The 21,372-nt window shown below is 64.9% G+C and carries 19 protein-coding genes; 11 read left to right on the forward strand and 8 right to left on the reverse strand.

Features of this window, described 5'->3' with window-relative positions:
- Positions 1-32: 32 nt before the first annotated feature.
- From CH278_RS08875 to CH278_RS08885, 3 genes are read right to left on the reverse strand one after another with little or no spacing between them, the layout of a single operon-like run.
- The gene (locus CH278_RS08875) at positions 33-278 is read right to left on the reverse strand and encodes a DUF2630 family protein (protein WP_027496002.1); all 246 of its coding nucleotides are present in this window, start codon (positions 276-278) and stop codon (positions 33-35) included.
- A gap of 16 nt (positions 279-294) precedes the next feature.
- Complete coding sequence (locus CH278_RS08880; RefSeq protein WP_094621647.1) at positions 295-1,551, reverse strand: hypothetical protein; 1,257 nt, start codon at positions 1,549-1,551, stop codon at positions 295-297.
- Positions 1,548-2,312 (reverse strand): crotonase/enoyl-CoA hydratase family protein, encoded by a 765-nt coding sequence (locus CH278_RS08885; protein WP_027496004.1) that lies wholly within the window; start codon positions 2,310-2,312, stop codon positions 1,548-1,550. The genes CH278_RS08880 and CH278_RS08885 overlap by 4 nt, the downstream gene beginning before the upstream one ends.
- 60 nt (positions 2,313-2,372) lie before the next feature.
- On the opposite strand from CH278_RS08885, the gene CH278_RS08890 reads away from it, so the two are divergent.
- Together CH278_RS08890 and CH278_RS08895 are read left to right on the forward strand one after the other, a co-directional pair.
- Positions 2,373-2,975 carry a TetR/AcrR family transcriptional regulator gene (locus CH278_RS08890; protein ID WP_027496005.1) on the forward strand — a complete coding sequence of 201 codons (603 nt, stop codon included), beginning with the start codon at positions 2,373-2,375 and terminating at the stop codon, positions 2,973-2,975.
- The gene (locus tag CH278_RS08895; protein WP_094621648.1) at positions 2,962-4,578 is read left to right on the forward strand and encodes an acyl-CoA dehydrogenase family protein; all 1,617 of its coding nucleotides are present in this window, start codon (positions 2,962-2,964) and stop codon (positions 4,576-4,578) included. Before CH278_RS08890 ends, CH278_RS08895 begins: the two co-directional genes overlap by 14 nt.
- A gap of 65 nt (positions 4,579-4,643) precedes the next feature.
- Here the strand turns inward: CH278_RS08895 and CH278_RS08900 are convergent, their stop codons facing one another.
- On the reverse strand, positions 4,644-5,612 hold the full coding sequence (locus CH278_RS08900; protein ID WP_032390799.1) for a type IV toxin-antitoxin system AbiEi family antitoxin domain-containing protein: 969 nt from the start codon (positions 5,610-5,612) through the stop codon (positions 4,644-4,646).
- Positions 5,613-5,750: 138 nt separating this feature from the next.
- Entirely contained in the window at positions 5,751-7,400 is a 1,650-nt protein-coding gene (pgi, locus tag CH278_RS08905; RefSeq protein ID WP_094621649.1) for a glucose-6-phosphate isomerase, read from the reverse strand.
- A gap of 83 nt (positions 7,401-7,483) precedes the next feature.
- On the opposite strand from pgi, the gene CH278_RS08910 reads away from it, so the two are divergent.
- Positions 7,484-8,935: an NAD-dependent succinate-semialdehyde dehydrogenase gene (locus CH278_RS08910; RefSeq protein WP_094621740.1), complete on the forward strand. Its 1,452-nt coding sequence runs from the start codon at positions 7,484-7,486 to the stop codon at positions 8,933-8,935.
- Between the two features lie 44 nt (positions 8,936-8,979).
- Here the strand turns inward: CH278_RS08910 and CH278_RS08915 are convergent, their stop codons facing one another.
- Positions 8,980-9,270 carry a chorismate mutase gene (locus CH278_RS08915; protein ID WP_027496010.1) on the reverse strand — a complete coding sequence of 97 codons (291 nt, stop codon included), beginning with the start codon at positions 9,268-9,270 and terminating at the stop codon, positions 8,980-8,982.
- Positions 9,271-9,598: 328 nt separating this feature from the next.
- Between CH278_RS08915 and pcrA the strand changes: the two genes are divergently transcribed.
- A complete protein-coding gene (gene pcrA / locus CH278_RS08920) occupies positions 9,599-12,088 on the forward strand; it encodes a DNA helicase PcrA (protein WP_032371252.1) in 2,490 nt (829 codons plus the stop codon).
- Between the two features lie 73 nt (positions 12,089-12,161).
- On the opposite strand, the gene CH278_RS08925 is transcribed toward pcrA, so the two are convergent.
- Complete coding sequence (locus tag CH278_RS08925) at positions 12,162-13,166, reverse strand: M23 family metallopeptidase (protein ID WP_032365931.1); 1,005 nt, start codon at positions 13,164-13,166, stop codon at positions 12,162-12,164.
- A 232-nt stretch (positions 13,167-13,398) separates the two neighbouring features.
- Between CH278_RS08925 and CH278_RS08930 the strand changes: the two genes are divergently transcribed.
- From CH278_RS08930 to sucD, 3 genes are all read left to right on the forward strand, one after another.
- Positions 13,399-15,261, forward strand: coding sequence for a hypothetical protein (locus CH278_RS08930; protein ID WP_235580004.1), 1,863 nt, complete (start codon positions 13,399-13,401; stop codon positions 15,259-15,261).
- Between the two features lie 146 nt (positions 15,262-15,407).
- Positions 15,408-16,571 carry an ADP-forming succinate--CoA ligase subunit beta gene (gene sucC, locus CH278_RS08935; protein ID WP_027496014.1) on the forward strand — a complete coding sequence of 388 codons (1,164 nt, stop codon included), beginning with the start codon at positions 15,408-15,410 and terminating at the stop codon, positions 16,569-16,571.
- Positions 16,572-16,579: 8 nt separating this feature from the next.
- The gene (gene sucD, locus CH278_RS08940; protein ID WP_057479197.1) at positions 16,580-17,491 is read left to right on the forward strand and encodes a succinate--CoA ligase subunit alpha; all 912 of its coding nucleotides are present in this window, start codon (positions 16,580-16,582) and stop codon (positions 17,489-17,491) included.
- A 119-nt stretch (positions 17,492-17,610) separates the two neighbouring features.
- Here the strand turns inward: sucD and CH278_RS27425 are convergent, their stop codons facing one another.
- Positions 17,611-17,784, reverse strand: coding sequence for a hypothetical protein (locus CH278_RS27425; protein WP_179274328.1), 174 nt, complete (start codon positions 17,782-17,784; stop codon positions 17,611-17,613).
- A gap of 155 nt (positions 17,785-17,939) precedes the next feature.
- On the opposite strand from CH278_RS27425, the gene CH278_RS08945 reads away from it, so the two are divergent.
- The 4 genes from CH278_RS08945 to sfnG all read left to right on the forward strand — a co-directional run bounded on the left by CH278_RS08945 (position 17,940) and on the right by sfnG (position 21,301).
- Positions 17,940-18,428: a hypothetical protein gene (locus CH278_RS08945; protein ID WP_057473735.1), complete on the forward strand. Its 489-nt coding sequence runs from the start codon at positions 17,940-17,942 to the stop codon at positions 18,426-18,428.
- 9 nt (positions 18,429-18,437) lie between these two features.
- Positions 18,438-18,779, forward strand: a complete 342-nt coding sequence (locus CH278_RS08950; RefSeq protein ID WP_094621650.1) for a DUF2200 domain-containing protein — start codon at positions 18,438-18,440, stop codon at positions 18,777-18,779.
- Positions 18,780-18,844: 65 nt separating this feature from the next.
- On the forward strand, positions 18,845-20,068 hold the full coding sequence (locus CH278_RS08955; protein ID WP_094621651.1) for an acyl-CoA dehydrogenase family protein: 1,224 nt from the start codon (positions 18,845-18,847) through the stop codon (positions 20,066-20,068).
- 108 nt (positions 20,069-20,176) lie between these two features.
- A complete protein-coding gene (gene sfnG, locus CH278_RS08960) occupies positions 20,177-21,301 on the forward strand; it encodes a dimethylsulfone monooxygenase SfnG (protein WP_094621652.1) in 1,125 nt (374 codons plus the stop codon).
- Positions 21,302-21,372: the final 71 nt, after the last annotated feature.

Below are 21,372 nucleotides of genomic sequence, written 5' to 3' on the forward strand. Positions count from 1 at the left end.
TGCAGGAGTGGAGCCTGCGGAATGGCCGGACGTTACTGCAGGTATCCCTCGACCTGGTTGACGCTGTTGGCCGTCGCGGAGTCGGGGTCCTTGCCTGCGTCGATGCGTGCGCGGCGCTGCCGGAGCAGGTCCCAGCACTGATCGAGAGCGTGTTCGAGTGACGCGAGCTGCGCCTTCTCGGTGTCGGGGTCGATCTCCCCGGCCTGGGTGTCGGTGCGCAGCTTGTGCTCGGTGGCGATCAGCTGCTGAATCTTGGTGTGGATATCGTGCTCGTTCATGGCTGCAACGGTAGACCTACCATGGTGTACCGGCCAGGTTTCGCCGCGCCAGAGCGCGGTGCACCGCTGCGGTGAGCTCTGCCGCCGATCCGACCAGCGCGTCGTCGGTGCACACCAGGGAGAGTGTGTAGCGCCCGTCCATCCGGGAAGGGTAGGTCGACAGCCTGATCGTCGACAGCGGGATCGGTCCCGTCGGTGCGGGGTGGATCGCGCGGGTGGCCAGACCGCAGGATCGATGTGACCCGAGGGTCGTCAGCGCATGCGGAATGTCGCCGATGTTGGAGCACAACACTTCTCCGCGCCCCGGCGTCGAGGTCAACTTCGCCGCAAGGCGGTGGGGGAGCAGTTGGACAACCTCGGGCGGGTACCCCGCGGGCGCTCCGACGGGCGCGGCGAAGGCAGCTTTGCACGCCGCGCGCACTGCCGCCGGTGAATCGTCTCCGCGAACGTCGACGGTGGCCATACCTATCGAGTTCGCGTCGCCGGATCCGGTGCGGAAGGGGATGTCGACGGTCACCGCGGGTGAGCCGAGTTCGGCCATGGTCGCCGCGACGACGCACACGAACAACGAATTGGGTGAGCCACCACCGAGCTCGGCAGCCGAATCCCACTGCGCTGCATCGACGTCCACGACCACCGAGGAGGCGCGTCGAACACGGTGGGGGCGTGTGCGATTCGAGTCGGATGCCGTGAACGCGCGCAGCTCGGCCCGAGCCTTCGCACTGACCCACAGTCGAGCGGTCGCGACGACCGACCGCACGAGCACGGTGACGATCATGCGCAGAGCGTCCGCCGCGTCCGAACCGGGGGAGGCGATCGGTTCGGTTTCTACCGAGCCCGAAAACGACTGTGCGGCAGCGTCGATGAGACCACGGGCATCGGCGAGCGCATGCGAGCACACCAGCGATACGACGGTACCGCCGCCGGCCAGCGGAGCTGCCGTCAACCGCCACCCCGGTCCGTATTGCGGATCCAACTGCACATCGGCCTGGTGGTCGGCCCACTCGATGGCGTCGTCGACCGGCTCGGAGGCGACGGTCAGCGGCAGCGACGTGGAACAGACGTCCCATCGGAGCCGGGCACCGGGGATGCGAGGCACGCCGACCTGCCGACCCAGCTGCCCGCGTGCGAGCGCAGCGTGTACCCGTTCGAGTTCGTCCTGGGTCACCGACTCGGCAGTACGCCAAATGCCCTGCAGTGCAATCGGTGTGCCGTACCCGCGATGTGTGCGGAGAAAGATCTCGTCGATCACCGACAGGCGGGTCGAGATCACGGACTGGGGGTACCGTGTCGCCCCGCGCCCGAGGCGAACCGACTCGCTCCGGTGAGCGCGTCGGCGGTGATCGAGATGGCACCGTGCCGAAACTCGTTCTTCAGTGCGGCTTCCTCGTCGAGGCCGTCCTGCTCGAGGACGGACAGCCGGTCCTCGCGCATGCAGGTCTGGGGCAGCAACGCCAGTTCGGCGGCCAGCGCCTCGGCCTCGGATCGGGCACGGCCGACCGGAACCACTCGGGTGATCAGGCCGATGTCCAACGCCTCCTGGGCTGCCACGGCGCGTCCGGTGAGAATCATGTCCATCGCTCGTCCGGTGCCGATGATGCGCGGCAATCGCACTGTGCCGCCGTCGATCAGGGGCACGCCCCAGCGTCGACAGAACACGCCGAACGTCGCGTCGTCCTCCGCGATGCGTAGGTCGCACCACAACGCGAGTTCGAGCCCGCCCGCGACGGCGTATCCCGACACCGCGGCGATGACCGGCTTGGACAACCGCATTCGCGTCGGGCCCATCGGACCGTCGCCGTGTTCGGTCGCGTGGTTCGACCTGGGTGTGCCGAGCGCCTTCAGATCGGCACCCGAGCAGAAGGTCCCGCCTTCGCCCCACAACACGGCGACCGACGCGGATTCGTCGGCATCGAATTCCTCGAAGGCCTGGGTGAGTTCCTGAGCAGTGGGCCCGTCGACGGCATTGCGTGCCTCCGGGCGTGAGAGGACCACGGTGGTGACGGGGCCTGATCGTTCGATCCGTACCGGCATGGTTAAGAACCTACTCGAGTCCCCTTGCGTGAAGCACTGAATCAGTGCTTCAATCCTTCAATGCCCTACCGGCGAACACCCGCAGTGCAGGCCCGGCTCGATGCCGGCCGAACGAAACTGCTTGCTGCCGCCGTCGAGGTCCTGTCCACCAAGGGATACGCGGGCCTGTCGGTGGCCTCGGTCGCCGCGGCCGCGGGCGTGTCCGCGGGCAGCGTCTACACGCACTTCGACGGCAAATCCGACCTGGTCGTCGAGATCTTCCGGCAGGTCTGCACCCGTGAAGTGGCTGCGGTGGTCGCCGTCGCCGCACACGGCAGCACATCCGAGCGAGTCGCCGCGGTCGTGCAGACCTTCGCCGGGCGGGCCCTGAAGAACCGCACGATGGCCTACGCGCTGCTCGCCGAACCGGTCGATCCAGCAGTGGACGCCGAGCGGTTGGTGTTCCGGCGCAAATTCACCGCTGCGTTCGCCGACGCGATCGTGGCAGGAATCGCGGCCGGGGAAATTCCCGATCAGGACGCGGCGATCTCGGCCGCCGGCCTCGTGGGTGCCGTCGGCGAAGTGCTGGTCGGTCCGTTGTCCTCGCACGAGTCCGTGGACGTGGTCCCCGGTCTCGTCGCTTATTCGTTGCGTGCGTTAGGAGTTCGAGATGAACACACATGAGGTCTTCAATCAGGCGACCGACCTGACGCCCTACGACGTGTCCGACGACGCCTCGCTGCTGGACGGTCTCGACCGAGCCGGCGGCGGCTGGGCGCGCGACGAGGTGCGTCAATTGGGCGCTCTCGCAGGCGGAGTGGAGGCCCAGGAGTGGGGCAGGCTCGCGAACGAGAACCCACCGGTGCTCAGGACACACGATCGGTACGGCCATCGCGTCGACGAGGTCGAATTCCACCCGCACTGGCATGATCTGATGACCGTCGCGGTGCAGCACGGACTGCACGCCAGCCCGTGGACGGACGATCGAGTGGGTGCGCACGTGGCCCGCGCCGCGAAATTCTACGTATGGGGACAGGCCGAAGCAGGCCACATGTGCCCGATCTCGATGACCTACGCCGTCGTACCGGCGTTGCGGCACAACCCCTCTCTCGCCGCGCAGTTCGAGCCTCTGCTCGCGTCCCGGGAGTACGACTTCGGGCTGCGCGAACCGTCGAGCAAACGCGGATTGATCGCCGGTATGTCGATGACGGAAAAGCAAGGCGGCTCGGACGTTCGCGCCAACACCACCACGGCCACCCCGTCGTCGGAAGGCACCTATTCGATCGTCGGCCACAAATGGTTCACCTCTGCGCCGATGTCGGACATGTTCCTCACCTTGGCCCAGGCACCCGGCGGGCTCTCGTGCTTCATGTTGCCGCGGGTGCTGCCCGACGGCACCCGTAACCGAATGATGTTGCAGCGCTTGAAGGACAAGCTCGGCAACAAGTCCAACGCCTCGGGAGAACTGGAATACGACGGTGCGACCGGCTGGCTCGTCGGCGAGGAGGGCCGCGGGGTGCGCACCATCATCGAGATGGTGAACATGACCCGGCTGGACTGCGTCATCGGCTCTGCTGCCGGTATTCGCAACGCCACCGTCCGCGCGGTGCATCACGCACGTCACCGAGCTGCCTTCGGTGCGCAGCTGATCGATCAGCCTCTGATGCGAAACGTGTTGGCAGACTTGACCATCGAATCCGAGGCCGCCACCGCCGCCATGATTCGCCTGGCGCAGGCCACCGACGGTTCCGCCCGCGGCGACGAGCAGGAGAGCGCACTACGCCGAATTGCTCTGGCCATCACCAAGTACTGGGTGTGCAAGCGCGCACCCGCACATGCGGCCGAAGCACTCGAATGCCTGGGCGGCAACGGCTACGTCGAAGAATCGGGCATGCCTCGGTTGTTCCGCGAATCGCCGCTGATGTCGATCTGGGAGGGCTCGGGCAACGTCGCGGCACTCGACTCGCTGCGTGCACTCGCTCGTCAACCCGACAGCGTCGAGGCCTTCTTCGGTGAGATCGGCAAGGCGTCGGGTGTGGACTCTCGACTGGACGACGCCATCGCCCGCGTCGGGAAAGAACTCTCCGACACCTCCGACATGGAATACCGCGCCCGCCGCGTCGTCGAACTGATGGCACTGACCTTCCAAGGCGCACAGTTGGTGATGCACGGGAATTCCGCTGTTGCCGATGCTTTCTGCGCCAGTCGACTCGACCGAGACTGGGGCATCGCCTTCGGCACCCTGCCCGTCGGAGTCGATACCTCAGCTGTGTTGGGTCGGGTGTGACGATTTGGCTCGTGTCCTGCGGATCAGCTCCCCACATTCGTAAATGTGACGCCGATCGGAGTCGGTTATCCGAAACTGGGGAGCTGATCCGCCGCCATCCTCTGGTCGCCGAACCATCCGCTGGGTGCCGGTAGCGCAGCTGCGCGGGCGAAGGCCTGCTCGAAGCGGCGAAGCAGTGCTCGGGGATCGTCGAGTTCACGCCAGTTCCACCGCACGATGACCCAACCCAGTTCGCGAAGTCGGTCCTCGCGATACTTCTCATCCAACAGAACGCGTTTCGAGTCGTACTTCGATTCGCCGTCGAATTCGCCGATGACACCCAGCTCCCAGAACAGGAAGTCGACTCTTCCCACGAAGCGGCCGGCTCCGTCGTGCACCCATTGGTTGAGCAGAGGTGTGGGGAGCGGGAGGGTTTCGAACAGCACTCGGCTGCGCGATTCGCCGACGCTCTCACTACGCCCGTTCATCAGAGACACCGCGCGTCGGGCGGCTGCGATGCCGGTTCGGAATCGTGCGGATTCGACCGCGTGGGCCAGCGCGTCCGAGTCCGTGTGGCCGGATCTCAGTGCACTGTCGCCGACGCATACCGATCGATCCACACTGCTGGTGCGAGCGATGTCCACGACCGTTCGAGCCGCGGTGGTGACCGGGTAGCCGTTGACGGTTGTGCGTTCGGCGGGGTCCAATGTAGTCCCGTGGAGAATTCGGAGCGGGCGACGCTTGCTCGCGTAATCGAGACCGTGTGTCATGTGCACCTTGTCGAGCGGTAGCTTCCAGACGTCGAAGCCCCAGGCGATGGCCGCCGAGACGTGGCTGAGCACTTCGTTCGCCGGTGCGGACATCAGATACGACCGCGCCAGAAGGAAATGACGTTCGGTCGGGCTGGCCTCGTGCATCAGCGTGGTAGGCACATAGAAGCCCGGTCGCAGCACCGACAATTCACCGGCGCGGCGCAGCCTTTTCAGGTCGTCGTCGGTCAACCCGAAAGTAAGTGCGTCAGCTCTGGTGAACAGGTCGGTGTGAGGTAGGTCCATGGATGCTTGGACGCGCCGACCGTCGATTCGGATCCGTATGCAGCGAAAAAGCTCCCCAGTTTCGGATATCCGACGCCGATCGGAGGCATAAATCCGAAACTGGGGAGCTGATCTGCGTCCCGGCCGGGCCCGACCGACCTACTTCGCGCGACCCCGCTGCGCCCGGTACCAGCGCACCAGGGCGTCGGTGGATGAATCCGATTGCACGGCAGGGGCTTCGGCGTCGGTGAGTACCGGTGTCAGTTCGAGTGCCTGGGTCTTGCCGAGTTCGACGCCCCACTGGTCGTAGGAGTCGACTCCCCAGATGACGCCTTCGACGAAGACCTGGTGTTCGTACAGGGCGATCAATTGTCCGACGACGGACGGGGTGAGTTTGGGGGCGAGGATCGAGGTGGACGGCCTGTTGCCCGGCATCACTTTGTGCGGCACCACATCTGCCGGTGTGTCCTCGGCGGCGATTTCCTCGGCGGTCTTGCCAAAGGCGAGCACCTTGGTCTGGGCGAAGAAGTTGCTCATCAGCAGGTCGTGCATCGAGCCGCTGCCGTCGCGGGTGGGCAGATCGTCGGTGGGCTCGGCGAATCCGATGAAGTCCGCAGGCACCAAACGTGTTCCCTGGTGCAGCAATTGGTAGAAGGCATGCTGGCCGTTGGTGCCCGGCTCGCCCCAGAAGATCTCGCCGGTCGGCGTGGTGACGGGAGAACCGTCGGCTTTGACGGACTTGCCGTTGGACTCCATGGTCAGCTGCTGCAGGTAAGCCGCGAAACGGGAGAGGTCATTCGAATACGGCAGCACCGCACGGGTTTCCGCACCGAAGAACGAGCTGTACCACAGGCCGATGAGGCCGAGCAGAACCGGTGCGTTCTCGGCGAGAGGCGTCGACCGGAAGTGCTCGTCGATCCGATGGAAACCGTCGAGGAATTCGGCGAATGCCTCTTTGCCGACAACGGCCATGACCGACAGTCCGATTGCCGAGTCCACGGAATAGCGTCCGCCCACCCAGTCCCAGAAGCCGAACATGTTGGCGGTGTCGATGCCGAAGTCCGCGACGCGTTCGGCGTTGGTGGACACGGCGACGAAGTGCTTGGCGACGGCGTCCTCACCGAGCGCGTCGACGAGCCAGCGTCGGGCGGCGGTGGCGTTCGTCAGCGTTTCGAGAGTGGAGAACGTCTTGGAGGCGATGATGAACAGCGTCGATGCCGGGTCGAGTCCGTCGAGTGCGCCGACGAGATCGGCGGGGTCGACGTTGGAGACGAACTTCGCCGAGATCCCCGCGTCGGCGTAGTGACGGAGTGCGTTGTAGACCATGACCGGGCCCAGATCGGATCCACCGATACCGATGTTGACGACGGTGGAGATCTTCTCGCCGGTGGCACCGACCCATTCGCCCGAACGCACGCGATCGGTGAATTCGCCCATGGCCGTGAGGACTTCGTGTACATCGGCGACGACGTCCTGGCCGTCGACGGTCAACGACGCGTCGGCGGGAAGGCGCAGCGCGGTGTGCAGAACAGCGCGATCCTCGGAGGTGTTGATGTGTTCGCCTGCGAACATGGCGTCGCGCTTGCCTTCGACGTCTGCGGTGCGGGCCAGTTCGATCAGCAGGGCGAGAGTCTCGCTGGTGACGCGGTGCTTGCTGTAGTCGATGTGAAGATCCGCGGCGGCGAGGGTGAAGGTGCGCCCTCGGTCGGCGTCATCGGCGAACAGAGTTCGGAGATGAGTATCGGCAATCTCGGAGTGGTGATCGGTCAGTTTCTGCCAGGCATCCGTGCCGGTGATATCGACGCTCATACGATCCAACAGTAATGCGGGCCGGTGCCGCGCGCGCGTCGTTTGTCGTTTGCGACGGGCACTGCGGAGGCATCATGGACGGTATGGACCAACGTGCATTGATCGAATCGATTCCGGCAAAACTGTGGATCGGCGGCAAGGCCGTCGACGCCGAGGGCGGTAAGACGTTCCCGGTGAACGATCCCGCTACAGGTAAGCCGTTGACCGACGTGGCCGACGCATCCCCGGCCGACGCGATGAAGGCCCTCGACGCGGCTGCTGCGGCGCAGAAGAGCTGGGCGGCAACACCTGCCCGCGAACGCAGTGAAATTCTTCGAGCGGCGTTCGAGAAGGTCACCGAACGTGCCGACGACATCGCGCTGCTGATGACCCTGGAGATGGGCAAGGCCCTCGCGGAGTCGAAGGCCGAGGTGAAATACGGCGCGGAGTTCTTCCGGTGGTTCGCCGAGGAAGCAGTGCGCATCGGTGGTCGCTACACCCCGGCCCCGGCGGGCAACGGCCGCATTCTCGTGACCAAGGCTCCGGTCGGCCCGGTACTGGCGATCACCCCGTGGAATTTCCCGTTGGCGATGGGCACCAGGAAGATCGGGCCCGCTCTGGCCGCCGGCTGCACCATCGTGGTCAAGCCGGCCCGAGAGACCCCGCTGACGATGTTGCTGCTCGCGCAGATCTTCGACGAGGTCGGCCTGCCGGAGGGCGTGCTCTCCGTGCTGACGACCTCGAAGTCCGGCGACGTCACCGGACCCCTGTTGGAAGACCCTCGACTGCGCAAGCTGACGTTCACCGGTTCCACCGGCGTCGGTAAGTCGCTCGTCGAAAAGTCTGCGACGAGGTTGCTGCGGACATCGATGGAACTCGGTGGCAATGCCCCGTTCGTCGTGTTCGACGACGCGAACATCGACGACGCGGTGGACGGCGCGATGCTGGCGAAGATGCGCAACGGCGGCGAGGCCTGCACGGCGGCGAACCGTCTGCACGTGCACAACAGCGTGCGTGAGGAATTCACCACCAAGTTGGTGGCGAAGATGTCCGAGATGAAGCTCGGGCCCGGCGTCGACCCCGACACAAAGCTCGGCCCGCTGATCAACGCAGACCAGCTCGAGACCGTGCAGGAGCTCGTCGACGATGCCGTGGAGAAGGGCGCGACGGTAGCGCTCGGCGGTAGCGCACCGGGTGGCGACGGCTACTTCTACCCGGCGACCGTGCTCACCGACATGCCGACGTCGGCCCGCATTCTGAAGGAAGAAGTGTTCGGCCCGGTGGCCCCGATTGTCGGATTCGACACCGAACTGGAAGGAATCGACGCAGCCAACGCCACCGAGTACGGCTTGGCGTCGTACATCTACACCGAGAACCTGGATCGCGCGCTACGAGTGGCCGACGCGATCGACAGCGGCATGGTGGGTGTCAACCGCGGAGTGATCTCGGACGCGGCAGCACCGTTCGGTGGAGTCAAAGAATCCGGATTCGGCCGTGAGGGCGGATCCGAGGGAATCGAGGAATACCTCGAGACCAAGTACATCGCACTGAAGTAAAGCATCGGTTGGGCGTGCATCCTGCGCGCCCAACCGGGGTTCGGTCAGTGGCCGAGGCGACCGCGGCCGAGGCGGAGCAGGAGCATGGCCAGTGTGTGGCCTTCCTGACCGAGGCTGCTGAAGCGCTCGAGAACTTTCATCTCACGGCTGTGCACGAGGCGCGGGCCGCCGGACGCCATGCGGGTGCGTCCGATGATCTGCGAGACCTCGGAGCGACGCCGCACTGCCGCGAGGATCTCGGCGTCGAGACGGTCGATCTCCTGACGCAGGTCGTTGATCTCGGCTTCGCTGGAAGGCAATGCAGTCTCTGAATCGATCTTCGTCGTCATAGCCATCGTCTCTCCTCGGGTCACATCTTGGATCGTTGCGTCGTCCGGCACCGTTACGCCTTTCGTATTCGGAACTGCAGCGGCTGTCGGCTGGGTTTCGTCTCGAAGGACCGAGATCGACGAGATTCCCGCCGGGAAAGCTGGGGCGTTACGACTGTCGACAGGCTCCCGCTCGTCCGGCTGCGCAGTGGCCGATCCGACGCAAGCGATGACGCACGACTTTTTCGATCACCGATCCAGTGTGCCACGGGGTAACCGTCCTGAAAAGTCGGAGATGACGCCGACGACCACGGGATGTGGGTTTGTCGGTACGCGCCGGTAGCCTGGCCAGACGATGAACACATTCCTCCAGGGCCTCGAGTCCCGTAAGAAAACCTCGTCCGACGCGCTGCTGGAGGGGCTCAATCCTCAGCAGCGCGAGGCCGTCGTGCACACGGGATCGCCGCTGCTCATCGTGGCCGGTGCAGGCTCGGGCAAGACAGCGGTGCTGACGCGTCGCATCGCGTATCTGCTCGCGGAGCGGGGGGTGTCGCCGGGGCAGGTCCTGGCGATCACGTTCACCAACAAGGCCGCCGCCGAGATGCGCGAGCGAGTGGCAGGTCTGGTGGGGCCGCGGGCGAACGCCATGTGGGTGTCGACGTTCCACTCCAGCTGCGTGCGCATCCTGCGCGCCCAGGCGGCATTGTTGCCGGGATTGAACTCCAACTTCTCGATCTACGACGCGGACGACTCACGCCGGCTGCTGACGATGATCTCCAAAGACCTGCAGATCGACACCAAGAAGTTCTCGGCTCGTCTGCTCTCGACGGCGATCTCCAACCTCAAGAACGAGCTGATCGGCCCGGACAAGGCCGCCGAGGACGCCGACGGCGACCCTGCCGAGCTGCCCCGACTCGTCGCGAAGGTCTATCGCATCTATCAGCAGCGTCTGCGCGCAGCCAACGCCATGGACTTCGACGACCTCATCGGCGAAACGGTGGGAATTCTGCAGGCCTTCCCGCAGGTGGCGCAGTACTACCGACGCCGGTTCCGGCACGTACTGGTCGACGAGTACCAGGACACCAACCACGCCCAGTACATGCTGGTTCGCGAACTCGTCGGCACCCCCGATGCAGACGGCGCGCTCGAGGGCACCGTCGCGCCGGGTGAACTCTGCGTGGTGGGTGACGCCGATCAGTCGATCTACGCATTCCGCGGCGCGACCATTCGCAACATCGAGGAGTTCGAGCGCGACTACCCGGACGCTCGCACCATTCTGCTCGAGCAGAACTACCGATCGACGCAGAACATTCTGTCGGCGGCCAATGCCGTCATCTCGCGCAACATCGGACGACGCGAGAAGAAGTTGTGGACCGACACCGGTGAAGGCGAACTGATCGTCGGGTACGTCGCCGACAACGAGCACGACGAGGCGTCGTTCGTCGCGTCGGAAATCGATCGTCTCGTCGACAGCGGGGATGTGCGTTTCGACGAGGTGGCAGTGTTCTACCGGACCAACAACTCCTCGCGCGCGCTCGAAGAGATCTTCATTCGTCTGGGTCTGCCGTACAAAGTCGTCGGCGGCGTCCGGTTCTACGAGCGCAAGGAGGTCCGTGACCTCGTTGCGTACCTGCGCGTGCTGTCCAACGAAGACGACACCGTCAGCATGCGGCGCATCCTCAATACCCCCCGACGCGGCATCGGAGACCGCGCCGAGGCGTGTGTGGCCGTGCACGCCGAGCAACGCGACATCAGCTTCTCGCGAGCGCTGCACGACGCGGCCGCGGGCAAGGTGGCGTTGCTCAACTCGCGGCAGCAGAAGTTGATCGCTCAGTTCATGGAACTGCTCGACGAGTTGCGTGCCGTACTGACGGCCACCGACGGAGACGGCAACGACATCGCCGATATCGGCGACGTGGTCGAAGCAGTTCTGGACCGCACCGGCTATCGCGCCGAGCTCGAGGCCAGCAGCGACCCGCAGGACGGTGCTCGTCTGGACAACCTCAACGAATTGGTCAGCGTCGCACGAGAGTTCACGTCCGAGGCGCGTAACCAGGCCGCAGTGGCCGAAGAGGCGCTCGAAACAGGTGACGACCGAAACGACGACGACGGCGGGGTCGACGGTCTGGCCGAGCCGGGTTCGTTGGCCGCGTTCCTCGAACGGGTTTCTCTGGTTGCCGATACCGATCAGATCCCCGACTCGGGCACCGGCGTCGTGACGTTGATGACGCTGCACACCGCCAAAGGGCTGGAATTTCCGGTTGTCTTCGTCACCGGGTGGGAGGACGGCCAGTTCCCGCACATGCGTGCGCTCGGTGATCCGAACGAGCTGTCCGAGGAACGACGGCTGGCGTACGTGGGCATCACTCGCGCGCGGCAACGGCTCTATCTCACGCGCGCGATCATGAGGTCGGCGTGGGGTCAGCCCATCGCCAACCCGGAATCACGCTTCCTGCAAGAGGTTCCGCAACATCTGATCGACTGGCGTCGCGAAGACCCGGGCACCGGCGGCGGCCGCGCAATCGGCGGCGGTAGATCCGGCAGCTACGGATCGAACAGTTACGGCTCGGGCGGCGGTTACGGCTCGGGCAACTACGGCTCCGGTAGCTACGGCGGGTCGTCGAGTCGTGGCCAGAGTTCGTCTCCGAGCTTCGGTGCCGCGAAGGGCCGAAACTCCAATCTGGTTCTGGCTGTAGGTGATCGAGTCAGCCACGACAAGTATGGACTGGGTACGGTGCTCGAATCCACCGGTGCCGGAGTCAAGGCTATGGTGCTGATCGATTTCGGCTCGGCAGGTCGCGTCAAGATGATGCTCATCGGCGGCGTCCCGATGACCAAGCTGTAGAAGTCCCGACAACGCGAAAGCCGGGCCCTGCGAAAGCGGGGTCCGGCTTTGTTGTGAAGCGGTGGAGAAGGACTCAGTCCATTTCGGGTCCGAGGGAGATTCCTCGGGACGCGAGCCAGGGGAGGGGATCGATCTTGACCTCGCCCGGAAGGTGGACCTCGAAGTGCAGGTGCGGGCCGGTGGAGAAGCCACGGTTGCCCATGGTTGCGATCTGGTCGCCGGCCATGACGTCCTGGCCCACGGTGACTGTCGAGGTGTCGATGTGGCCGTAGACGGTGATCGTGCCATCGGCGTGCTGCAGGCGAACCCACATTCCGAAGCCCGACGCGGGACCGGAATCGATCACCTTGCCGTCGGCGACGGCGTAGATGGGGGTTCCGATGGCATTGGCGACGTCGACGCCGGCATGCAGGACGCCCCATCGAGTGCCGAAGTTGGAGGTGTACGTGCCCTGAGCCGGGAGGGAGAACAGCGGGCGACGGGCTGCGGCTTCGCGTGCGGCCCGCTCTTCGCTGAAACGCTGGCCCTTGGCGAGCAGGTCGTTGAACTGGCTGAGATCGACCGGTGCGGCGACGCTGAGGATCTGCGGTGCCTGCGAGGGAGTTGCGCTCGAAGCGTCGGCTACCGGCTCGTCGGCCTGCGGTGCGGTGGTGGCTGCGAGTGCTGCGGCGGCCGGTGCTTCACCCGCGGCGAGTGCGTACTCGGAGGTGGCGACTGCGGTGGGCGCATCGTCGTTGATGACGGCTTGCCCTGCGGCCACGACGGCACCGGCGGCCACGGCCAGCACGGCGGCGCGACCCTTCAGTGCAGTCGGAGGAACGGGGATGCGGTGCGCTCCGCCGCGACGAGCCACGGGGGCGGCGTCTGCGGTGGTTGCGTAGGTCGTGACGACGGTCGGTGTCTCGTCGGCTGCTACTGCACCGGCGAAATCGGCTTCGACGTACTCGTACGTGGGGTAGGAATAGGCCTCGTATGCACTCGGCTCGGTGGTGGGCTCGTAGCTGTACACCGTGGTCGCGTCGTCCGCCGTCGGGCGAGAGAATCGGCTGGAAGTAAAGGACGCGCGGTGCTGCTGCAAGACCTACAACCTCCGATATCTGTGACCTGGCCGTTACTGAAAGACTCGGCAGACGGTAACGAAATGGTTGCGGCGCGCGCAAGTTAACAGCCGAAACCAGGGCAATATGTGAGATGGCTCACAGGGTGACCAGGGTTTATGTGGTGACACGCCACATCCGTAATCGGACACGAATGCGGCACGTACCGTGACCGACGGCTCGGGGCGCGACCGAGCCGATACCGTCCTACGGGTGCCGACCCCCACCTTCGACGACTCGTCCGCCCACGGCTCCGACCGAGCCGAACCGCAACGTATAGCGCCGCAGGATGCCCGCGGCGGCGTGGAGGATCATTCGCCCACGTCGCGCATCGTGGCCGCCGTCGTGCTCGCCGTCGTCGCCGCACTGTGTGCCGCTGCAGCTCCGTTGATCGGCGTCGTCCAGGCCGTCGACGGTTCGCCGGTGGGCGACGGGGTCTCGTCGGCCGCTGTGCTGGCCGTTGCGCTCCCGGTCGTGGTGGCGGTTGCCGGCGCCGTCAGTGCTGCGATGCGACGCGTCGAATTCGGTGCCGCTCTGCTCGCAGGCTTCGGCGCGGTGACGCTCGGAATCGCGATCCTCGATCTCGCTGTGCTGTCCGATCCGATCGATGCGAACCGGCTCGAGCTGTTCCGTCCCCTGAGCGCCGCGATGCTCGACGCCACCCTCGGCTCTCATGTTCTGTTCGCCGGTCACGCTGCGTCGGTTCTGGCGGGTGCGGCGGGGTGGTCGGCAGTGCATCGCGCAGCGCTCGGTGACGGCTACGGCCATTCGGTCTACTCGGAGCATGTGGGACGGGCGACGGCGGGCCGGGTGGGTCCGCTGTTGTCGATCCTGCTCGGAGCGTTCGGTGTCGTGGCCGCCGCAGCGGCATTCGCCTCGCTGTACCGGTCGGCCGATCCGGTGGTGATCGTCTCGGCGGTGGTGGAGTCGCCGGTGTTCGTGGCGGTGGGGTCCGCGCTGGTCGGAATCGGCGCACTCGTGGTCACGGCCTCGGCGATGGCGTCACTCTCGCCGGTGGTCGCGTCCGGTGCCGCCGTCGGCGCGGGTCTCGGGGTCCTCTCGTTCGCGGGTGTCGGTCTGCTCGCTGGAGTGGCTACCGGTGCTCGGATCGAGGCCGGCCTCGGGGCATACCTCGGCACCGTTGCCGGGCTCGGATTGACCGTCGGAGGCGCTGTACTCGCACCTATTGCCTCCGGCCGTGATCGCCGCGCTCTGGCGGCGGCGCGATCCGTCGCCGAGGGTGGTCGGGGTCCGCGCGGGGTCTCGGGGCCCGGCACCACGAGGTGGCATGCGGCAGCAGGCAGTGCCGGCGTAGTTGCCGGCGTACTGCTGGTGGTGGGGTCGCTGTTGCCGATTCTCGAAACCGACGCCGCAGGAACTGCGCCCACGATCCTGGCGACCCGCGTGGTGCTCATAGCGGGCTTCGTCTCGATTCTGGCCTCGGTGCCGCTGCTGTTCTCCGAGTTCGCTGCGGCGGCTCGTCCGTTCTTGTCCGTCTTCTGGCTCGCCGCGGTGTCGGCCGCGGCGGCCGTGTTGCAGTCGGTGGTGCTGGCCGAGGATCTCGCGGGCGTCGATACCGGGACGGGTGCTCTGCTGATCATCGCGGGCGTCGTGTTCGCGGCCGTCGCCGGACTGCTGGCCCTGTTCGCAGGATCGGCCGAGCGTGACGACGTCGACACGTCCGAGGATGCGGCCACTTACTTCCCGGTGCTGGGAACTGCGCTCGTCGGGGCCGTTCTACTGGCAGTCGGATTGGCCCTGCCCCTGTATCGAGGCAGCGATCTGACCGCGGCGACCATCACCGAGTTCCCGTGGGGTTGGGACACCTGGGGGCAGCTGCTGCTCGCTGTCGGCGTCGTCGTCGCCGCCCTCGTTGCCGCCCGGGCCCGCCCCGCGCGTGGCAGCGTTCTGCTCGCCGGTGCGGCCGTCGCGGGCGTCGTTCATCTCGCGTCGTGGCCACTGACGTCCGCTCGCGCAGCCGACCCGGAGATGGGACCCGGTGTGGTGCCATCGGTCGCCGGAATCGTCGTTCTCGGTGTCGCGGCGGCACTTTCGGCTCGTCGCACCGATCGGTGACGCCGGTTTCACTGCGGCCGCAGCGGTGAGATAGACCACATAGCATCCATGCGCCCGATGCGCCGTCGGGGCACCTGGATAAAGTCCATGCTCAGACCCGCTCACACCCCTGGAGCGGGCGTCAACGTAGACGAGACGGTGAGCTGATGGATCTCTTCGAATACCAGGCGAAGGAATTGTTCGCCAAGCATGGCGTACCCACCTCCGCCGGTCGTGTCACCGACACGGTCGCCGGAGCAACACAGATTGCCGAAGAAATCGGCAAGCCAGTAATGGTCAAGGCGCAGGTCAAGGTCGGCGGCCGCGGCAAGGCCGGCGGCGTCAAGTACTCCAAGGACGTCGCAGCAGCAACCGAGAACGCAGAAGCGATTCTCGGACTCGACATCAAGGGCCATGTCGTCAAGAAGCTTCTCGTCGCAGAAGCCTCCGACATCGCCGAGGAGTACTACATCTCCTTCTTGCTCGATCGCACCAACCGCACCTACCTCGCGATGTGTTCGGTCGAAGGTGGAGTCGAGATCGAGGTGACGGCGGAGGAGAACCCCGACGCACTCGCACGTATCCCCGTCGACGCAGTCAAGGGCGTCGACCTCGCGTTCGCTCGTGAGATCGCCGAGAAGGGCAAGCTGCCCGCCGAGGTGCTCGACGCCGCTGCGGTGACCATCCAGAAGCTGTGGGAGGTCTTCATCAACGAAGACGCTCTCCTGGTCGAGGTCAACCCGCTGGTTCGCACCCCCGACGATCAGATCCTCGCCCTCGACGGCAAGGTCACGCTCGACGCCAATGCAGACTTCCGCCAGCCCGGCCACGCCGAGTTCGAGGACAAGGACGCAGCCGATCCCCTCGAGGCCAAGGCCAAGGAGAACGACCTCAACTACGTCAAGCTCGACGGACAGGTCGGCATCATCGGAAACGGTGCCGGACTGGTCATGTCGACCCTCGACGTGGTCGCATACGCAGGCGAGGCACACGGCGGCGTCAAGCCGGCCAACTTCCTCGACATCGGCGGCGGCGCTTCGGCCGAGGTCATGGCCGCAGGCCTCGACGTCATCCTCGGTGACGAGCAGGTCAAGAGCGTGTTCGTCAACGTCTTCGGTGGCATCACCGCGTGTGACGCAGTGGCCAACGGCATCGTCGGCGCGCTGAAGAAGCTGGGCGACGACGCCAACAAGCCGCTGGTCGTCCGTCTCGACGGCAACAAGGTCGAAGAGGGCCGCAAGATTCTCGCCGACGCCGCGCACCCGCTGGTGACGCTCGCCGGAACCATGGACGAGGGCGCCGACAAGGCCGCCGAGCTGGCAGCGAAGTAGAGGAAACAATGTCTATCTTTCTGAACAAGGACAACAAGGTCATCGTCCAGGGCATCACCGGCGGCGAAGGCACCAAGCACACCGCCCTGATGCTCAAGGCCGGCACCCAGGTCGTCGGTGGCGTCAACGCACGCAAGGCCGGAACCACGGTCAAGCACGTCGACGCGCAGGGCAACGACATCGAACTGCCGGTGTTCGCATCGGTCGCCGAGGCCATGGAGAAGACCGGAGCCGACGTGTCCATCGCGTTCGTGCCGCCGGCATTCTCCAAGGACGCCATCGTCGAAGCGATCGACGCGGAGATCCCGCTGCTCGTCGTCATCACCGAGGGCATCCCCGTGCAGGACTCCGCATACGCGTGGGCCTACAACGTGGAGAAGGGCAAGAAGACCCGCATCATCGGCCCGAACTGCCCCGGAATCATCACTCCCGGTGAGGCATTGGTCGGCATCACGCCCGCCAACATCTCGGGAACCGGCCCCATCGGCCTGGTCTCCAAGAGTGGCACCCTGACCTACCAGATGATGTTCGAGCTCCGCGACTTCGGATTCTCGACGGCCATCGGCATCGGCGGCGACCCCGTCATCGGAACCACCCACATCGACGCCATCGAGGCGTTCGAGGCGGACCCCGACACCAAGATCATCGTCATGATCGGCGAGATCGGCGGCGACGCAGAAGAGCGTGCAGCCGACTACATCAAGGCCAACGTGACCAAGCCGGTCGTCGGCTACGTCGCAGGCTTCACCGCTCCCGAGGGCAAGACCATGGGCCACGCCGGCGCCATCGTCTCCGGCTCGCTGGGAACGGCACAGGCGAAGAAGGACGCACTCGAGGCCGCAGGCGTCAAGGTCGGCAAGACGCCGTCCGAGACCGCTGCCCTCGCGCGCGAAATCCTGGAATCGCTGTCCGTGAAGTAGGACTCGCTTCTGAAAGAGCCCGCCGCCGATTTCGGTGGCGGGCTTTTTCGTGCCCCAATCCCTTGTGCGCGTTTTGCGTACCTGAAGGTACGCAAAACGCGCACGACGTATGGGCAGCGCTATTCGGTCTCGAACTTGTCCACTCGCCACAGGACGAACACTGTCATCGCTCCGAACAGCGCCGCCGCGAGTGCGTAGTAGAGCGATTCGAAAGTTCCTGCAGCCCATGCGAGGACCATTGCGGACATCAGAAACAACGCGACTTTGAAGTACTCGAACCTCTTGCGTGTCATGTCTTGCCCTCCCGTTCGACGATGTCGCTCCCCATTCTTCCTGAAAAGTGTTGTGTTGCATAGTAATTGAATTGCACAATGAAGGTAAAGGGGAGTCAATAGCTAAAGTAACGACATCAAGTCACAATCTCTGTGACACCGTTCGGGGAGGGCTGATGTCGGAATTTCTGCACCGTCTGTATCGACAGGGGTGGCACGCGGACCCCGCTGTACGACCGGTCGGCCGGTTGATGATCGCGGCCATGGTGGTCTCGTGTCTGTATGCACTCGCCTCGGTGGCGCTGGCGAAGTCGCTGGCGGATTTCCAGATGCATCGACAGGGCATGGACGACGGCTCCCTTCCGGCCTCGGCGAAAGCGATCGTCTACGGGGCCTACTCGCTGCGGGTGATCACCGTGGTCAGCCTGATCTTCGGCTACTCGTATCTTGTCCAGCGACTTTCCAGGCGCAGTCCATCCGAACATCGACTCTTGTCGAGCTGGAGCATCTTCGGAGTGGCCGCCTACTCCTACCTGATCTTCACCCCGAATCTTCCGTGGACCCACGTGGTGCAAGCGATTCAAGTGGTCATCCTGCTGGCGGTCGCAGTGCTGCTGTTCACGCCTCGTGTGCGGGCCTACTTCGCGGGCGCGTCGGTGGACTAGATTGGCCCCGTGCACAACATCTTCACCACCGCCTTCGTGACGGTCCATCGGCTCTACATCAACAAGGTCGTGCGAAAGGGCCGCACTGCAGCGGAGGTCGACGAGATCGTCCGGTGGTTCACCGGGTTCGATCAAGCGACGCTGAAGGAACACCTCGAGGCCGAGACGACATTCGAGGACTTCTTCGCGGCGGCGAACCTCAACCCGAACGCGACGCTGATCACCGGAGTTGTCTGCGGCATCCGCGTCGAGAACGTCGAAGATCCCCTGATGAAGAAAATAAGATTGCTGGACAAGCTGATCGACGAGCTGGCCAAGGGCAAGAAGATGGAGAAAATTCTGCGTGGGTGAGCCCGTTAGAATCACGCTGAATCGAACTGTGGTCATTGCTTCGACGCGGGACTTCACTGTGCGTCATGACAACTACCGAAAATCGTGCACTTACCAAGGACTGGCCCGACGCTCCTACCACTGCCGCCGGATGGGTGTCCCGCGCAGGTGAGGTCGCGCAGCTTCTCGCTGTCGACGCGGTTGCCCGCGACAAGGGTCGCGAGCTTCCGTCCGCAGAGGTTCAGTTGCTCAAGGACGCCGGGCTCGTCACGCTGCTCGGTCCCGTCGAGCACGGTGGCGGCGGCCAGGATTGGCCCACGGCCTACCAGGTGATTCGCACCGTCTCGAAGGCCGACGGCTCGATCGGTCAGCTGCTGGGCTACCACCTTCTCTGGTTCTGGGCCGCGCGTCTGGTCGGTACTCCCGAGCAGATCGAGGCCGTCGAGGCCGACGCCACGAAGAACAAGTGGTTCTTCGGCGGTGCCGTCAATCCACGCGACAACGACGTGTCGGTGACCGACGAGGGCGACACCATCGTGTTCGACGGTTCCAAGACGTTCTCCACCGGCAGCCGTGTCTCGGACGTGACCGTGCTCGAAGGTGCGCTCGAGGGCAGTACCGATCACGTGTTCGCAATCGTGCCGTCGAACATCGAGGGTCTGTCCTTCCACGACGACTGGGACAACATCGGCCAGCGTCAGACCGAAAGTGGCAGCGTCACGATCGACAAGGTTCGCGTCGACTGGGCAAGTGCAGCGGGGTTCGTGGACAAAGTGTTTCAGCCCCGCGTCTACAACACCCTCAACGTGCCGACCATTCAGTTGGTGTTCGTCAACTTCTACCTCGGAATCGCGAGGGGTGCTCTCGAGGAAGCCGCGTCGTACACCAAGGACAAGACTCGCGCGTGGCTGCACAGCACGGTGGACAAAGCAGTCGACGAGCCGTACATCATCGACATCTACGGCGATCTGACCGCCAAACTGTGGGCCGTCGAAGCGCTGGCCGACGCAGTGGCGTTGGAAGGCCAGGAGATTCACGACAACGCGTGGAACGTCACCGCCGAGGAGCGCGGTGACCACGAGGTCCGGGTGGCCGCAGTCAAGGCTCGCGCCACCGAAGTCTCGCTCGAGATCACCTCGACCGTGTTCGAGGCCCTCGGTGCCCGCGCCACGGCCAGCAAGTACGGGTTCGATCGCTTCTGGCGCAACGTCCGTACCCACACCCTGCACGATCCGGTTGCCTACAAGCGACGCGAAGTCGGCCGCTGGGTGCTCACCGGTGAGCTGCCCGAGCCCACCTGGTACTCGTAGTCCCGACATTTCCGGCCCCGATCCGACCCCCGATTTCCGGATGAATGCGCCATCCACGCCATCTGAGTGCGTGGATGGCGCATTCATCCGATGAAGGATGACGCACACATGAGCACCGAAAAGAGCGCCGACGCAATCAAGTTCGCGTACTGGGTTCCCAATGTCTCGGGTGGCCTGGTCACCAGCACCATCGAGCAACGGACCAGTTGGGACTACGAGTACAACAAGAAGCTGGCGCAGACCGCCGAGAACAACGGCTTCGAGTATGCCCTCAGTCAGGTCCGTTACGAGGCGAGCTACGGGGCCGAGTTCCAGCACGAGTCGACGAGTTTCTCGCTCGCGTTGCTGTTGGCCACCGAACGTCTGAAAGTCATTGCCGCCGTGCATCCCGGGCTCTGGCAGCCTGCCGTGTTGGCCAAGCTGGGAGCGACGGCAGACCACCTCTCGAACGGCCGTTTTGCGGTCAACGTCGTCAGTGGTTGGTTCAAGGACGAATTCACCCACCTCGGTGAGCCGTGGCTCGAGCACGACGAAAGATACCGTCGCAGCGCCGAATTCCTGCAGGTACTGCGCAAGATCTGGACCGAGGACGACGTGGATTTCCGGGGCGATTTCTATCGGATCCACGATTTCACGCTGAAGCCGAAACCGCTCAACACCCCGGAACGGCCCAATCCTGAACTCTTCCAAGGTGGTAACTCGTCCGCTGCGCAGGAGAATGCCGGCCGGTACTCGGATTGGTACTTCAGCAACGGCAAGGATTTCGACGGCGTCACCGAGCAGCTCGACAACCTGCGTCGGGTCGCGCGCGATCACCGACGTGAGGTCAAGTTCGGGCTCAACGGATTCATCATCGCGCGAGACAGCGAGAAGGAAGCGCGAGATACGTTGCGAGAGATCATCGACAAGGCCAACAAGCCTGCCGTCGAGGGTTTCAGAGGTGCGGTGCAGCAGGCGGGCAATTCGACGGCCGACAAGAAGGGGATGTGGGCCGACTCGACGTTCGAGGACCTCGTTCAGTACAACGACGGGTTCAAGACGCAGTTGATCGGCACCCCGGAGCAGGTTGCCGAACGCATCGTCGCCTACCGACGCCTCGGCGTCGACCTCGTTCTCGGTGGCTTCCTGCACTTTCAGGAGGAAATCGAATACTTCGGAGCGAAGGTGCTGCCGCTGGTGCGGGAGCTCGAAGCGGCCGAATCGAACGACCACGAGTTGGTCACGTCCCACTGACCTGGAGTTCCTCGAGCGGTCGGGTCCGTGCAGTAGCGTGAGATCTCGGACCCGACCGACCTGGGTACGGC

This window comes from Rhodococcus sp. 05-2254-5, assembly GCF_002258575.1.
Taxonomy (GTDB): Bacteria; Actinomycetota; Actinomycetes; order Mycobacteriales; family Mycobacteriaceae; genus Rhodococcoides; species Rhodococcoides fascians.